The organism is Herbiconiux sp., assembly GCF_023264855.1.
GTDB lineage: Bacteria > Actinomycetota > Actinomycetes > Actinomycetales > Microbacteriaceae > Herbiconiux.
In genome coordinates this window covers 81532-96096 of the sequence record NZ_JAHFUW010000011.1, presented here as the reverse complement: position 1 = coordinate 96096, position 14565 = coordinate 81532, and the positions used below count along the sequence as shown (strand labels likewise).

General features: G+C 70.8%; 13 protein-coding genes. 9 read left to right on the top strand and 4 right to left on the bottom strand.

All coding sequences use genetic code 11. The features are described 5' to 3' along the window. Positions 1–21: 21 nt before the first annotated feature. Positions 22–1311, bottom strand: coding sequence for an SGNH/GDSL hydrolase family protein (locus tag Q0D75_RS06710; RefSeq protein ID WP_291050748.1), 1290 nt, complete (start codon positions 1309–1311; stop codon positions 22–24). Between the two features lie 59 nt (positions 1312–1370). Continuing rightward, the gene (locus Q0D75_RS06705) at positions 1371–1847 is read right to left on the bottom strand and encodes a hypothetical protein (RefSeq protein WP_291050745.1); all 477 of its coding nucleotides are present in this window, start codon (positions 1845–1847) and stop codon (positions 1371–1373) included. A 225-nt stretch (positions 1848–2072) separates the two neighbouring features. Between Q0D75_RS06705 and Q0D75_RS06700 the strand changes: the two genes are divergently transcribed. The 4 genes from Q0D75_RS06700 to Q0D75_RS06685 all read left to right on the top strand — a co-directional run bounded on the left by Q0D75_RS06700 (position 2073) and on the right by Q0D75_RS06685 (position 7433). Further along, positions 2073–3446 (top strand): aminotransferase class V-fold PLP-dependent enzyme, encoded by a 1374-nt coding sequence (locus tag Q0D75_RS06700; protein WP_291050743.1) that lies wholly within the window; start codon positions 2073–2075, stop codon positions 3444–3446. Beyond that, a complete protein-coding gene (locus Q0D75_RS06695) occupies positions 3443–4483 on the top strand; it encodes an agmatine deiminase family protein (protein ID WP_291050741.1) in 1041 nt (346 codons plus the stop codon). The genes Q0D75_RS06700 and Q0D75_RS06695 overlap by 4 nt, the downstream gene beginning before the upstream one ends. 27 nt (positions 4484–4510) lie before the next feature. Continuing rightward, positions 4511–6217, top strand: coding sequence for an amidase (locus Q0D75_RS06690; RefSeq protein ID WP_291050738.1), 1707 nt, complete (start codon positions 4511–4513; stop codon positions 6215–6217). Positions 6218–6389: 172 nt separating this feature from the next. After that, a complete protein-coding gene (locus tag Q0D75_RS06685; protein WP_291050736.1) occupies positions 6390–7433 on the top strand; it encodes a hypothetical protein in 1044 nt (347 codons plus the stop codon). Positions 7434–7503: 70 nt separating this feature from the next. Here the strand turns inward: Q0D75_RS06685 and Q0D75_RS06680 are convergent, their stop codons facing one another. Next, the gene (locus Q0D75_RS06680) at positions 7504–7755 is read right to left on the bottom strand and encodes a hypothetical protein (RefSeq protein ID WP_291050734.1); all 252 of its coding nucleotides are present in this window, start codon (positions 7753–7755) and stop codon (positions 7504–7506) included. A 108-nt stretch (positions 7756–7863) separates the two neighbouring features. On the opposite strand from Q0D75_RS06680, the gene Q0D75_RS06675 reads away from it, so the two are divergent. Together Q0D75_RS06675 and Q0D75_RS06670 are read left to right on the top strand one after the other, a co-directional pair. Next, positions 7864–8961, top strand: coding sequence for a PrsW family glutamic-type intramembrane protease (locus Q0D75_RS06675; protein WP_291050731.1), 1098 nt, complete (start codon positions 7864–7866; stop codon positions 8959–8961). A gap of 38 nt (positions 8962–8999) precedes the next feature. Next, positions 9000–10037: an LLM class flavin-dependent oxidoreductase gene (locus tag Q0D75_RS06670; RefSeq protein WP_291050728.1), complete on the top strand. Its 1038-nt coding sequence runs from the start codon at positions 9000–9002 to the stop codon at positions 10035–10037. On the opposite strand, the gene Q0D75_RS06665 is transcribed toward Q0D75_RS06670, so the two are convergent. Next, positions 10034–11494: a GAF domain-containing protein gene (locus Q0D75_RS06665; protein WP_291050726.1), complete on the bottom strand. Its 1461-nt coding sequence runs from the start codon at positions 11492–11494 to the stop codon at positions 10034–10036. The two genes, Q0D75_RS06670 and Q0D75_RS06665, sit on opposite strands and share 4 nt — an antisense overlap. A 182-nt stretch (positions 11495–11676) precedes the next feature. On the opposite strand from Q0D75_RS06665, the gene Q0D75_RS06660 reads away from it, so the two are divergent. The 3 genes from Q0D75_RS06660 to Q0D75_RS06650 are packed head-to-tail and all read left to right on the top strand — an operon-like array spanning position 11677 to position 14563. Then, positions 11677–12720 (top strand): amidohydrolase family protein, encoded by a 1044-nt coding sequence (locus tag Q0D75_RS06660; protein ID WP_291050723.1) that lies wholly within the window; start codon positions 11677–11679, stop codon positions 12718–12720. Next, positions 12720–13526 (top strand): iron-sulfur cluster assembly protein, encoded by an 807-nt coding sequence (locus Q0D75_RS06655; protein WP_291050720.1) that lies wholly within the window; start codon positions 12720–12722, stop codon positions 13524–13526. The genes Q0D75_RS06660 and Q0D75_RS06655 overlap by 1 nt, the downstream gene beginning before the upstream one ends. Beyond that, a complete protein-coding gene (locus Q0D75_RS06650; protein WP_291050717.1) occupies positions 13523–14563 on the top strand; it encodes an NAD(P)-dependent alcohol dehydrogenase in 1041 nt (346 codons plus the stop codon). Before Q0D75_RS06655 ends, Q0D75_RS06650 begins: the two co-directional genes overlap by 4 nt. Positions 14564–14565: the final 2 nt, after the last annotated feature.

Here is a 14565-nt window from a genome sequence, read left to right as displayed (position 1 = left end):
CGGGCGCGCTCTCGGCGGCGGTCACGACCGCGCGCGGCGCCGGCGCCAGCCGACGGCGGTGAGACCCGCCACGAGCATCGCCGCGGCCGACAGGCCGAGCGCGACCGCATCCGTCCCCGTCGCCGCGAGGCCGGGGCGATTCGGGTCGCCGGCGGCCGCGGGCGCTGTGGTGGGGTCGGGAGACGGCACGGCGGTCGGGGTCGCGGTGGGTTCCGGATCGCCCTCACCCTCGCCCTCGTAGGCCGCGCTGATCGACTGCGACACCTGCTCGGCGAGGAAGGCGACGCCGGACGCGTTCGGGTGCAGCGCGCCGAGCGTGACGAAGAGATCGGGATCGGGGGTGGGCGTACCGCTCGTGTCGTTGAAGCCGATGCCGTTGATGAACGCCTCGCCGTCGGCCGCGCAGGCGGTGTGCGTCTGGGTGAGCGGGATGGTGGGGATGTAGGTCGCGCCGTTCGCGGTGGCGGCCTGGCCGATCGCCGTGTCGAGCCGGGCCTCGGTGCCGTGCAGGTAGAGGGTGTCGACGTCGGTGAACGGGAAGCTGTTCTGCGGGAACGGCGGCGCGAGCGGGTCGGTGCCCGTGCCGAGCGGCGAGGAGTAGCATCCGGCCGCCGGGGTGTTGGCGACGTCCGGGGTGATGGCGGGGTACCCGATCACGAACACCTTCGCGTTCGGGGCCTTGGCCTGGATGAGGGCGAAGGTCTCGTCCAGCGCGGGGGTCACCGTGTTGTCGAGCACGTACTTCAGGTGGTCTATCTCGATGCCGTCGACCACGGGGGCGTAGTACTGCTTGCAGTTCTTCAGGCCGAGGCCGATCGCGTTCAGCGCGAGCGGTCCGGTGGCGCTCTCGGCCACGCAGGTCTGGGCGACGGTGGAGAAGCCGAGGTCGTTGCCGCCGATGGTGACCGTCACGATGTCGGTGTCGGGGCCGAGAGCATCCGACTGCACCGGCGCGGTGCCGGCCCCCGTGATGGTCACCTGCGGGGTGTCGCGGATGTTCGCGGTGACGGCGCCGCTGCAGGTGCGGTCATCCAGCACCAGGCCGAGCGACTCGGCCACGAGGTGCGGGTAGTTCTGGTCGGCCTGGTAGCAGCCCGAGGCCGGCTCGTCGCTGAACGGCGTCAGCCCGAACCCGGCCGAGTACGAGTCGCCCAGCGCGACGTAGCTCTTGCCGGCGGGGGAGTCGGCGGCCTCGGCGGGTGCCCCTGCAGCGGGTGCCGGGGCCGCGAGTGCCGATGCGGCGCCCCCGCCCAGCAGCAGGGAGGCGGCGACCGCTCCGGTGACGATGGCGAGACCCCCGAAGCGCTTCATGCTGAGACCATAGCGGAGGAGCACCCCGGGGTGAGAGGGGTTGCGGGGCGACATTCGAGTCACCGCTTGATCGGCTTCCAGGCCGGCAGCGCCTCCGGCGCGACCGCCGGTGGGTTCCGCACGAGCCGGATCGAGGAGTTGAGGTAGAGGAAGACCAGCGGTGCCGATCCGATGGCGCCGAGGACGACGGTGGTGACATCGGCGTTCCGTCGTCCGGGGAACTGGCCCGTGGGATCGAGGATGGCCAGCACCACGTCCCACAGCAGGGACAGGGCGAAATACGTGCCTAGCACGAAGCCCGCCGTCGGCTTCGCGGTCATCCGCCACCAGGCTCGGGGCGGCGTGACCGGCTCGTCCTGTCCCCGGAAGATGCGGGCCCCGACCAGCACCAGAGCGAGGAACAGAACGCTCCCGACCACGGAGAGCAGTGGCGCGGAAAGTCCCAGCCCGTACACGAGCCACCCCACGGCCGTGACGACCAGCCAGCCCACGACGACGTAGGCGGTCTTCCAGCCGGTCTTCCGGATACGCACCATCCGTCGATCTTATCGAGGTGCCCCGATGGTCGGTCTCCCGGGGGATTCCGCCGCGACCGGCGATGACTTCGCTCGTCGTGCGCAAGAAACCTGCGTTTCGGCCGGTCGCGACGCCAAGGGCCGGTCGCCGGATGCGCGGGTCGGTATCGTGAGCAATCGGAGGTCCCGATGCCCACTGAACTGCCCACGTCACGCTCACTGCCACCCGTCGTATCGGCGTCGCGGATGCACGACGTGACCGACGAGAACCGCGACATCGTCGATCGCGTGCTCGGCTACGCGCGCGCGCGCCTGCTCACCGAGGACACGCCGCTGGACAAGCCGCAGTCGCCGGCCGAGCTGAGCCGACTGGCGGGCCCCACCATCACCGAGCAGGGGATCGGCGGGGCCCGGGCGCTGTCGATCTTCGAGCACATCCTGGCGCCGGCCTGCATCACCACCGAAGACCCGCGGTACCTCTCGTTCATCCCGAGCGCCCCGTCGAAGGCGGCCGCCGCATTCGACGTGGTCGTGTCGGCCAGTGCGCTGTACGGCGGCTCGTGGCTCGAGGGTGCGGGAGCGGTGCACGCCGAGAACGAGGTGCTGCGCTGGCTCGCGACGGAGTTCGGCCTGCCGGCGGGTGCGGGCGGCGTCTTCGTGCAGGGCGGAACCCTCGGCAATCTCTCGGCGCTCGTGGCGGCGCGGGAGACCGCCCGCGAGAACGGGCGTGAGGCTGGACGGCCCGCTCCCGACCGGTGGCGGGTGGTCTGCAGCGCCGAGGCGCACTCCTCGATCGCCTCGGCGGCGCGGGTGATGGACGTGGAGGTCGTCGCGGTTCCCGTCGACGACGACGGCGTGCTGCGCGGGCCCGCCGTCGACGAGGCCCTCGAGCGGCACGGCGACAGCGTGTTCGCCGTGGTGGCGACCGGCGGCACCACCAACTTCGGCATCGTCGACGACCTCGCCGCGATCGGCGAGGCGGCGGCCCGGCACGGCGTGTGGTTCCACGTCGACGGCGCCTACGGGCTCTCGGCGATGCTGTCTCCGGATGCCCGCCCGCGCTTCTCGGGCGTGGAGCGCGCCGACTCGCTCGTGGTCGATCCGCACAAGTGGCTGTTCGCGCCCTTCGACGCCTGCGCCTTGCTCTACCGCGATCCGGAGCTGGGCCGCCGGGCGCACACCCAGCACGCCGCCTACCTCGACACCCTCACCGAGGCCGGTGACTGGAGCCCGTCCGACTTCGCCGCGCACCTCACCCGGCGGCCCCGTGGTATGCCGCTGTGGTTCTCGCTCGCCACCTACGGCGCGGCGGCCTACCGCGAGGCGATCACCGAATCGCTCGCTCTGGCGCAGCGCATCGCGCAGATCATCGCGGAGCGGCCCGGGTTCTCGCTGGTGCGTCCGCCCCAGCTGTCGGTCGTGGTGTTCGAGCGCGACGGCTGGGAGAAGGCGGACTACTCGGCCTGGTCGGCCCGCCTGCTCGATCAGCAGACCGCGTTCGTGACGCCGAGCGCCCACCACGGCCGGCCGAACGCCCGGTTCGCCATCCTGAACCCGCGCACGAGCATCGACGACCTCACGATGATCCTCGACACGATGACCGCGAAGGAGCCCCGATGACCTGGACGATGCCCGCCGAGGGATCCCCGCACGAGCGCACCTGGATGACCTTCCCCCGCGAGGGCGAGACCCTGGGCGCGACGGATGCCGAGAAGGAGGCGGGCTACGCGGCCTGGTCGGCGGTGGCCAACGCGGTCGCGGCGTTCGAGCCGGTGTCGATGCTGGTGGATCCCGCCGAGATCGGTCACGCGCGACGTCTGCTGGACGGCGCGATCCAGCTGCACGAGACCCCGGTCGACGAGTTCTGGATGCGCGACTCGGGCCCCACCTTCGTGCTCGACGACGAGCGCCCGGGTGTGCTCGGCGCGGTCGACTGGATCTTCAACGGCTGGGGCGCGCCCGCCTGGGCCGCGTGGCAGAAGTCGGCCGAGCACGGCCGCTTCGTCGCGGGCCTGGCCGGAGCGGAGCTGATCGATTCGCTGCTCGTGAACGAGGGCGGCGGCATCCACGTCGACGCCGAGGGCACGGTGCTGCTGACCGAGACGGTGCAGCTCGACCCGAACCGCAACCCGTTCGCCGACAAGCAGCGCGTGGAGGCGGAGATGCGCCGCACGATCGGCGCCACGCACGCGGTCTGGCTGCCGCGCGGTCTCACCCGCGACTACGACGACTTCGGCACGAACGGGCACGTCGACATCGTGGCGGCGATGCCCTCACCCGGCCGCCTGCTGCTGCACGCCCAACCCGACCCCGAGCATCCGGACCACGTCGTGATGGGGGAGATCCGCGACGCCCTCGCCGGGCAGACGGATGCGGCGGGCCGCTCGTTCGAGATCGTCGAGCTGCCGGCGCCCGCGACCCTGCGCGACGCCCACGGCTTCGTCGACTGGAGCTACGTGAACCACTACGTGCTGAACGGCGCGGTGATCGCCTGCGGGTTCGGCGAGGAGACGGCGGATGCACGGGCTGCGGAGATCCTCGCCTCCGTATACCCGGGGCGCGAGGTCGTGACGGTCGACGCGCGGGAGATCTTCGCCCGCGGCGGCGGCATCCATTGCATCACGCAGCAGCAGCCCGCGGTCGTCGGGGCATCGTGACGGGCGCCGCATCATGAGTGCCGCATCATGAGTATCGAAGTCGTCGAAGCCTCGATCGCCGAGCTGCGCAGAGCGCTGGAGACCGGCCGGGCGACGGCCGTCGACCTGGTGAACGTCTATCTCGACCGCATCGAGAGGTTCGACCGCGGCGGTCCGGTGCTGAACGCGATGGTGGTGCTCAACCCCGACGCGCTCGAGGAGGCGCAGGCCTCGGATGCCCGGCGCCGGGAAGGCCGCGTGCTCGGCCCCCTCGACGGCATCCCGTACACCGCCAAGGACAGCTACCTGGTGCGCGGTCTCACGGCCGCCGCCGGCAGTCCGGCGTTCGCCGACCTGCGGGCGATGCGCGACGCCTTCACCATCGAACGGCTGCGGGCGGCCGGCGCGATCTGCCTCGGCCTCACGAACATGCCCCCGATGGCGAACGGCGGCATGCAGCGCGGCCTCTACGGCCGTGCCGAGAGCCCCTACAACGGCGATTATCTCAGCTCGGCGTTCGCATCGGGCTCCTCCAACGGCTCGGGCACCGCGACGGCGGCGAGCTTCGCGGCGTTCGGGCTGGCCGAGGAGACCTGGTCCAGCGGCCGGGCGCCGGCGTCGAACAACGCCCTGTGCGCCTACACGCCCTCGCGCGGGGTCATCTCGGTGCGCGGCAACTGGCCGCTCGTGCCCACGATGGATGTGGTGGTGCCGCACGCGCGCACGATGGCTGATCTGCTCGAGGTGCTCGATGTCGTGGTGCACGACGACCCGGATCGGCGCGGCGACTTCTGGCGGGCGCAGCCGTGGATTCCCGTGCCGGCTGCGTCGAGCATCCGCCCGCCGTCGTTCACCGGCCTCGCGCCGGCCACACAGGGAGAGGCGCGTGCGGCTCTCGAGGGCGTGCGGTTCGGCGTACCCCGGATGTACCTGGGAACGGACGAGCAGGCCGGTGTCGGCGCGACCGGCATCGGCGGCCCCACAGGGCGGCGGATCGAGCCGCGGCCCAGCTCGCTCGAGCTGTTCGCCGCCGCGCGTGCGGCGCTCGAGGCGGCCGGAGCCACGGTGGTCGAGGTCGACTTCCCCGCCGTCAGCAACTACGAGGGCGACCGGGCCGGCGCGCCCACCCTCGCCACGCGCGGTCTCGTGTCGCCCGAGTACCTCCGGCGGGAGATCGTCGACCTGTCCGCCTGGGCCTGGGACGACTTCCTGCGCGCCAACGGCGACCCCGCGCTCGGCTCGCTCGACGGCGTCGACGGAAGCCGCATCTTCCCGCACCCCGACGGTGCGCTGCCCGACCGGTACGACGGCTTCGACGACGACATCGCGACGTATCCGGAGCAGGTGCGCGAGCATCCATACGACGCGTTCACCGACATCCCGGCGCTGGCCGACGGCGTGCGCGGACTCGAGGAGACCCGCCGCCTCGACCTGGAGGAGTGGATGCGGGGGCTCAGCCTGGACGCGGTGATCTTCCCGGCCGTGGCCGACGTGGGGCCCGCCGACATGGACGTGAACCCCGCCTCGGCCGACGCCGGCTGGCAGAACGGCGTCTGGGTCGCGAACGGCAACCTCGCGATCCGCCACCTGGGCATCCCCACGGTGACCGTGCCGATGGGAGACCTGCGCGACATCGGCATGCCGATCGGCCTCACCTTCGCCGGGCCCGCCTACGCGGACGCGCGGCTGCTCGCGCTGGCCGCCGCCTTCGAGCAGCTCCACCCGTGCCGCACCTCGCCGCCGCGCACGCCCTGAGCGAGCGGGTCATGGTCAAAAAAGGCTGCAAATAACGCTGACCGACCTCATATACGGCCCCGGTCGGCGTTATTTGCAGCTTTTTTCACCGCATCGGCCCACCGGGCACCCTACCGGCGACTCTCGCTACCCGAGCGGAGACCGGAGCAGATGCCTGAATAGACTCGTCGGGATGTCTCGCACCGCCCGGCCCGCCCAAGGGGAAGCGCCAACCGAAACCGTTCCCGAAGAACGCGCGTCGCGCTCGCTCGCCAGCCGCGTCCTCGGCAATCCGTGGCTCTGGGCAGCGCTGCTGCTCGGAGCATCCGTGCCGCTGGTCATAGCCGATCCGCAGATCGGGTTCGTGGCGTTCCTCCTGGCCATCATCGGGGGCTGGCTCTGCGGTGCGGGGTTCGTGAACGCGACGCTCCGGATGCGACGACGTGGCCTCGGCGCTCTGGTGCACGTGATCGGTGCAGTGCTGGCCGGGGTGCTGCTCTGGGCGATGGTGTCGTTCGGGGCGGGGCTCGCCGATGTCCTGGACGATCCGGCGAAGGCCGCCTTCGCCGTGGCGCAGTTCGCCTCGGCTCCTGCGGCGGGCTGGATCTGGATCACCCTGATCGGGCGGGTCACCGCCCTGGTGTCCTCGCGGGCGCAGCGGGTCGCTCCGCCGGCCGGCCCGGCGTGGGAGCACGAGGGCAAGGCGTCGCTTCTGCGATTCCCGGCGGTTCCCCTGCGGATGCGCACGCTCGGGCTCGCGATCGCGGCCGTCGTCGTGGTGTTCGGCGGCATCGCGGCGACCCTGCTCATTCTCACCGGCGACCTGGCGGAACGGCTCGGCCCGCGCCTCGTGATCATCGTCGTCGGGGCCGGACTCACACTCCCCGGGTACCTGCTCCTGAAGTCCCTGCTGCACCGGCGCAGCGTGAACTGCGAACTGCGGATCGGGCCCGAGCGGCTGCGCGTGCGTGCGGGCGCGACGGCCCTCGACGCGTCCTTCGACGAGATCGATCTGCTGCGGTGGCGGTGCGATGGCGACTACGCCCGTCTGGAGGTGCACTCCGGCGGCCGCGAACTGTCGCTCGTGGCCGGAATGGCACGGGTTCCCAAGGGCACCGCGCCGACCATCCCGCCGTTACCGGCGATCATCACGCGCCGTCTTGAGGCCAGTGGCCTCTCGTCGTCCCGCTCGCGTCAGGGCCTCACGACGTTCCGGCGCGAGCAGCCGAGCCCGTGACCGGGCTGCTTGTTCGTTCTCGGCCGAGCAGCGCCCATGGCGCCGGTGACGGCGCAGGCGAACCGCCGCTCTAGACCGCGCTCGCGCCGATGATGCCGATCATCTGCAGCTGGTGTTCGCGCTCGACGCCCTCGGCATGGAACTTCCCGTCGGGGGTGAAGTACGACACGAGCCCGTCGGGGTTCGGATGGCCCCACGCCCTCAGGTGCTTCTCGAAGTCTTTGACGTAGTAGCGGGTCTCGCCGGCGACCGAGCGCTTCTCGGTGTGCTCGGAGGCCTCCAGCTGCTGTTCGGTGGGGCGTGGATCGTCGTGTTGCGGCATGGCTCGAGCCTAGTGATCGCACCGATAGGGTTTTCGTGGCGACACGACTCGCCGGCGACGGTGGACGCCGAGGGGACGATCCACACGGGGACTGACACAGGGGGAACGATGCAGCATCCGACGACGACCGAAGCCGCCGTGGCAGGGTGGTATGCGACCGGGCGGCACGATGTCGTCGGCGAGTGGGACGGCTCCGCCTGGACCCGACAGGCCCGCACCGGCGACCCGTCCGGCGCGGTGGCGCCGTGGAGGGTCCGGCCGTTCGTGTTCGCCGCGCGTCCGTGGTTCTGGTCGCTCGTGGTCGGTCTGGTGCTCGTGGCCTGGGCCGGCTTCCTGGGCGACGGGGCGACCACGGACTGGTGGAAGATCGTCGCCGCCGTCGGGATGCTCGCCATCCTCTCCGCGGTGATCCTGTTCTTCGACCGCCTGCTGCGCTTCGGCGAACTCCCGAGGCTCGGCCTGATCGTGGGGGCGGGGCTGGTGTCGGGCGCGGTCGCCAACCTGGTCGCCTACGCGATCGAGCCGGTGCTCGAACCCGCGCTCGGCGTGCCGTTCGCAGCCGACCTCTGGCTGTCGGGGCCCGTGGAGGAGACCTCGAAGCTGCTGCTGCCGCTCCTGCTGCTGGTGTTCGCGCGGCGCACCTTCGGCGATCCGCGCGCCGGCGTGCTGATGGTGCTGATCTCCGGTGCCGCCTTCGGTGTGTGGGAGGGCTTCGGTTACGTCACCTCCGCGACCGGTGAGAACGGCACCGTGCTGGCCGGCCTGGTGCGTGGGGTGGCGGAGATCCCGCATCCGCTCTGGACGGCGATCGCCGCCTCGCTCATCTGGCTGGCCGCCCACCGGGCCGGTCGCGCCGTGACGCTCGCCGGGTTCGTCGGCTGGCTGATCGCCGTGGTGCTGCACTCGGTGCACGACGGGATCGGCGCGGCCCGCAGCTCGGGAACCGGCAACACCATCGGGCAGACCGCGGTGCCCTCCATCGGCGACGCGATCGTGTTCGGCGCCCTCGCGAACATCCTGACCATCGTCACCATCGTGGTGGCGCTGCTGATCCTGCGCTACGTCGCGCGCGAGCTGGTGCCGCCCACCGCCGTGGTGGCGAACCCGCCGCGGTGGCGTCCGTGCCTGAAGCGGTGGGGCGTGCCGCGCAGCGCGCGCGTGGCCGTCGCCGAGAAGCCGGCCGCCCCCGCACAGGCGGGTGTGTGAGCGGGAATGCGCATCCGCGGTCCGGCGTTGCACCGGCTGTGACCGCTACGAAACGCAAGAACATCGGCTTCCTCTCCTTCGGACACTGGACGCCGTCGCCGCAGTCGAAGACGCGCAGCGCCTCCGACACCCTCCTCCAGTCGATCGACCTCGCCGTCGCCGCCGAAGAGCTGGGAGCGGACGGCGCGTACTTCCGCGTGCACCACTTCGCCCGGCAGCTCGGTTCGCCGTTCCCGCTGCTGGCCGCGGTCGGCGCCCGCACGAAGACCATCGAGATCGGCACCGGCGTCATCGACATGCGCTACGAGAACCCGCTCTACATGGCCGAGGATGCGGGCGCGGCCGACCTGATCTCGCGCGGCAGACTGCAGCTCGGCATCAGCCGGGGATCACCCGAGCAGGTCATCGAGGGTTGGCGCTACTTCGGCTACCAGCCGGCCGAGGGTCAGGATGACGCCGACCTCGCGCGTGAACACACCAAGGTGCTGCTCCAGGTACTGAAGGGCGAGGGCTTCGCGCAGCCGAACCCGCGGCCGATGTTCCCGAACCCGCCCGGTCTGCTGCGCATCGAGCCGCACTCCGAGGGCCTTCGCGAGCGCATCTGGTGGGGTGCGGCCTCGAACGCCACCGCACGCTGGGCGGCGGAGCTCGGCATGAATCTGCAGTCCTCGACCCTCAAGGTCGACGAGACGGGTCAGCCCTTCCACGTGCAGCAGGCGGAGCAGATCCGCGAGTTCCGGTCGGCCTGGGCGGATGCGGGGCACGACTTCGAGCCCCGGGTCTCGGTGAGTCGCAGCATCTTCGCCATCACGAACAACCAAGACCGTGCCTACTTCGGCGGCAGCGGCGACAGTGAAGACCAGATCGGCAACATCGACGCCAGCATGCGCGCCATCTTCGGCCGCAGCTACGCCGCCGAGCCCGAACGCCTGATCCAGCAGCTGGCCGAAGACGAGGCGATCGCCGAGGCTGACACCCTGCTGCTCACCGTTCCGAACCAGCTCGGAGTGGAGTACAACGCCCACGTCATCGAGTCGATCCTCACCGAGGTGGCCCCGGCCCTCGGCTGGCGCTAAGGCAGGCGGATGCCGTAGACCGCGATCTTGCGGTAGACGGTGGCGCGGCTCATCCCCAGTTCCCGGGCGGCGTCTTCGATGCCGACGCCCGGGCGGGTGAGCACGCGCACCATCTCATCGCGCTCGAACGCCTTGATGCGCGGCAGGTGCTCGGCACGCGAGAGCAGCTCCGGCGGCAGGGGGCGGGCGTCGATCACGTCGGTGCGGACGGCCGCGTCTTTCATCACCGTGGCGAGCTCGGCCACGTTGCCCGGCCAGGCGTAGTCGGTGAGCGCGCGCGCCGCCGTGGGCGTGAGATCGACCTGCCGGCCGCGCACCCGGTGAGCGAGGTGCGCGGCGAGCGGCAGGATGTCGCTCACCCGCTCCCGCAGGGGCGGCACCTGCACGACCGTGTCGACCAAGGAGGCGAGCGAGGCCGGGATCGCGTCGAAGTGCTCGGCCGACATCCCGTAGGCGCCGGTCGACGATCCACGGGCCGTGACGATCAGTTCGCGGAGTCGCTCCGCGGCCGGTACGGGCAGGTCGTCGGTGTCGCAGATCACGAAACCGCCGTCGGGTCGGGAGAGCTCCGGTGTCCAGAACGACAACCAGGACTCGACGTCGTGCGGCTCGGGGGCGCGCACGGCGAGCAGTCGGCCACGCGGATTCAGCGTGCGCTCCGCTTGTGCCAAGAGGCTGGCGCGTCCGCTGCCCCGTTCGCCCACCGCCGCCACGACTCGGCCCTCCCGGAGGGCCTCGACCGCACGGCTCACGGCATCGCTCCAGGCGTCGGAGAGCTCGAGGTCCCCGTCGGCCCCGGGCACCTGACTCAGCGCCTCGATGCGGAAGACCTGACCTCGCGAGGCCGGGCGCGGTCGATGACCGTGCGATCGGGCCAGCATCAGGTTGGCGGTCGAGGTCGCCGCCGTCTGGGCCAGGGCGAGCAGCAGTTCGGAGCGGGCATCCGACCAGGTGGTGAAGTTCACCGCACCCTCCAGCCGCCCGCTTACCGGATCGAAGATGGGGGCCGCCGCACAGGTGTAGCCGCACAGGCTGCGCGAGTAGTGGTCGTCGGCCCGCACGAGCGAGGGAACGCGATCGGCCAGCGCGAGCCCCAGCCCGTTGGTGCCGGCCGCGCGCTCGGAATAGGAGAAGCCGGGCGCGAGGTGCACCTGGTCGAGGGCCTGCAGCAGCTGCTGGTCGCCGCTCAGGCGGTTGAGCACGAGCCCGTCGGCATCCGTCAGCATCAGCCCGACCGGCTCGGACGCCAGGGTGTTGTGCAGTTCGGCGAGAACCTCCCGGCCGCACTCGGAGAACAGCGACTCGTCGTCATAGGTGCCCGAGAACACGGGCTGCACCTCGTCCAGCGGCACACCGTAGTGTTCGCTGCGCTGCCAGGAGGCCAGGAGCCGCGGCGGAATCGCGGCCATCGGCGCCGGGCGCTCGTGGGCGCGGGAGGGGAGATCGTGAGAGTCCATCAGCACCTTCGCAGTCGCAGCACCGTTGCCGTCGTCCGTCGCCGCCAGTCTAGGTCGCCCGGAGCCCGGTGTCGCCTGCGCTCGTCTCACAATGAGACCGGCCGCCGGACACGGGGCTGCGGATGCCGCCTAGCGTCGTCGGCAGGGATCGATGATCCTCCGCATGCGGCAAAGGAGCAGACATGTACACCAAAGACGGCGAGAAGTTCTTCATCGTCGACGCCCACGTGGCGTTGTGGGATGCGCGGCCCGAGAATCAGCGCAACATCCACGGCAAGCAGTTCATCGACTGCTTCTACGACTACCACGCCAACCTCTCCCCGGAGTCGGAGAAGTGGCCCTACGAGGAGTACCTCTACCAGGGCGGCGAGCGCTTCATGCGCGACGTCTTCGCCGACGACATCGTCGACCACGCCATCTTCCAGCCGGCCGCGCTGACCGAGTTCTACAAGACCGGATTCGGGCAGACCGAGGAGGCCTGGGCGCTGACTCAGGCGCATCCCGACAAGCTCACCTACAACCACAACTTCGACCCGCGCTACGGCGAGGCGGGCCTGGACCAGCTGAGAGCCGACCACGAGCGCTTCGGCCTGAAAGGCGTGAAACTCTACACCGCGGAGTGGCACGGCGAGTCCCGCGGCTGGAAGCTCGACGACCCCTGGGCCTACCGCTACTTCGAGCTGTGCCGGGAACTCGGCATCACGAACATCCACGTGCACAAGGGCCCCACCATCCGCCCGCTCGACCGCGACGCCTTCGACGTGGCCGACATCGACCACGTCGCCACCGACTTCACCGACCTCAACTTCGTGGTGGAGCACGTGGGCCTCCCGCGCCTGGAGGACTTCTGCTGGATCGCCACGCAGGAGCCGAACGTGCACGGCGGCCTCGCGGTGGCCATGCCCTTCATCCACACCCGTCCGCGCTACTTCGCGCAGATCATCGGCGAGCTCATCTACTGGATCGGCGAGGACCGCATCCAGTTCTCCTCCGACTACGCGCTGTGGACCCCGAAGTGGCTGATCGAGGCCTTCGTGAACTTCCAGATCCCCGAGGACATGACCGAGTACGCGCCGATCACCATGGATCAGAAGCGCAAGATCCTCGGGCTGAACGCGGCCAAGATGTACGACATCCCGGTGCCGGCCGAGCTGCAGCTCCCCGCCGCCGACGAGACCGCGACCGGCCCGCGCCAGCCGGAGCGCGCCGACCTGGCGGCCGTGTGATGGGCACCGCCGTCCGATCGGCGCCGGGGGAGGCCCCCGCGTTGCTCGTGCTCACCGAGGACGACGTGCTGCGTGCCCTCGGCGCGGTGATCGACCCCGAGCTCGACGAGCCCATCACCGATCTCGGCTTCGTGCGGTCGGTGCGGTTCACGGATGACGGCCTCGAAGTGCATCTGCGCCTGCCCACCTCGTTCTGCGCGCCCAACTTCGCCTACCTGATGGCGTCGGACGCGAAAGACGTGCTCACCGCCCTGCCGGACACCGGGCGGGTGGTGGTGGAACTCGACGACCACCACGACTCCGACATCATCAATCGGGGTCTCGCGGCCGACGCGGGCTACCTCGGCACCTTCCGCCACGAGGCCGAGAGCGACCTCGACGAGCTGCGCGCCACCTTCCAGCGCAAGGCCCACACCGCGGCGATGGAGCGGGCGCTGACCGCGCTGCTGCGCGCCCGGTCCGACATCGAGGAGCAGGATGTCGCATCCGTGGTTCTCGGTGACCTGCCCGACGACGTCGCCAAGGAGGCGCTGCTGCGCCGGCGGCAGACGCTCGGACTGAGCATCGACGACTCGGAGCCGGTGCTGGTCGACGATCGGGGGGTGCCGCATCCGGTGGCCTCCGCCGCCCTCGCCCTGCGCCGTGCCCGCTCGACCCGCATCTCCCTCGACGGCAACGCGCACTTCTGCCGGGGCCTGCTCGCCACCCGGTACCCCGGCTCGGAGGCCGACCAGACGCCGCGGCCCGAGGAGAACTTCTTTCCCGTTTCCTCCCTCATCAGAACCACGCGAAGGAGCGTCGCATGAGCACCATGAGAGCCGTGCAGGTGGTGGGCTACCACCAAGACCTGCAGCTGACCGAGATCCCGAAGCCGGAGGTGACCGGGCCGTTCGACGTGATCGTACGGATCGGCGGCGCCGGCGTCTGCCGCACCGACCTGCACATCCTCGAGGGGCAGTGGGAACAGAAGTCCGGAGTAGCACTGCCGTACACGATCGGGCACGAGAACGCGGGCTGGGTGGATGCGATCGGCAGTGCCGTCACGAACGTGGCGGTCGGCGACAAGGTGATCGTGCATCCGCTGATCACCTGCGGGCTCTGCCGGGCGTGCCGGCTGGGCGACGACGTGCACTGCACGCAGAGCGCGTTCCCGGGAATCGACACCCATGGCGGATACGCCGAGTTCCTCAAGACCAGCGCCCGTAGCGTGGTGCGCATCGCCGATTCGCTCGAACCTGCGGAAGTCGCCGCTCTCGCCGACGCCGGACTCACGGCCTACCACGCGGCGGCGAAGGCCGCGCGCAAGCTCCGGCCGGCCGATCGCTGCGTGATCATCGGGGCGGGCGGCCTCGGGCACATCGGCATCCAGGTGCTGAAGGCACTCACGGCCTCCGAACTGATCGTGGTCGACCGCAATCCGGCCGCGCTCGAGCTGGCCGCCTCGCTCGGCGCCGACCACACGGTGGTGGCATCTGCCGACGGCTCGCACGTGACGCGCGTTCTGGAGCTCACCGACGGCTACGGAGCGGAGGTCGTGGTCGACTTCGTCGGCGAGGGCGGATCCACCTCTGAGGGCGTGCAGATGCTGCGCCAGGCCGGCGACTTCTTCGTGGTGGGCTACGGCGAGAACATCGACATCCCCACGATCGACATCATCTCGAACGAGATCAACTTCATCGGCAACCTGGTGGGCAGCTACAACGACCTCACCGAGCTGATGGTGCTGGCCGCGCGAGGGCTCGTCACGCTGCACACCGCCACGTACGCGCTCGACGACTTCCAGCAGGCCATCGACGACCTGGATGCCGGCCGCGTGCGCGGGCGCGCCATCCTGATCCCCTAACC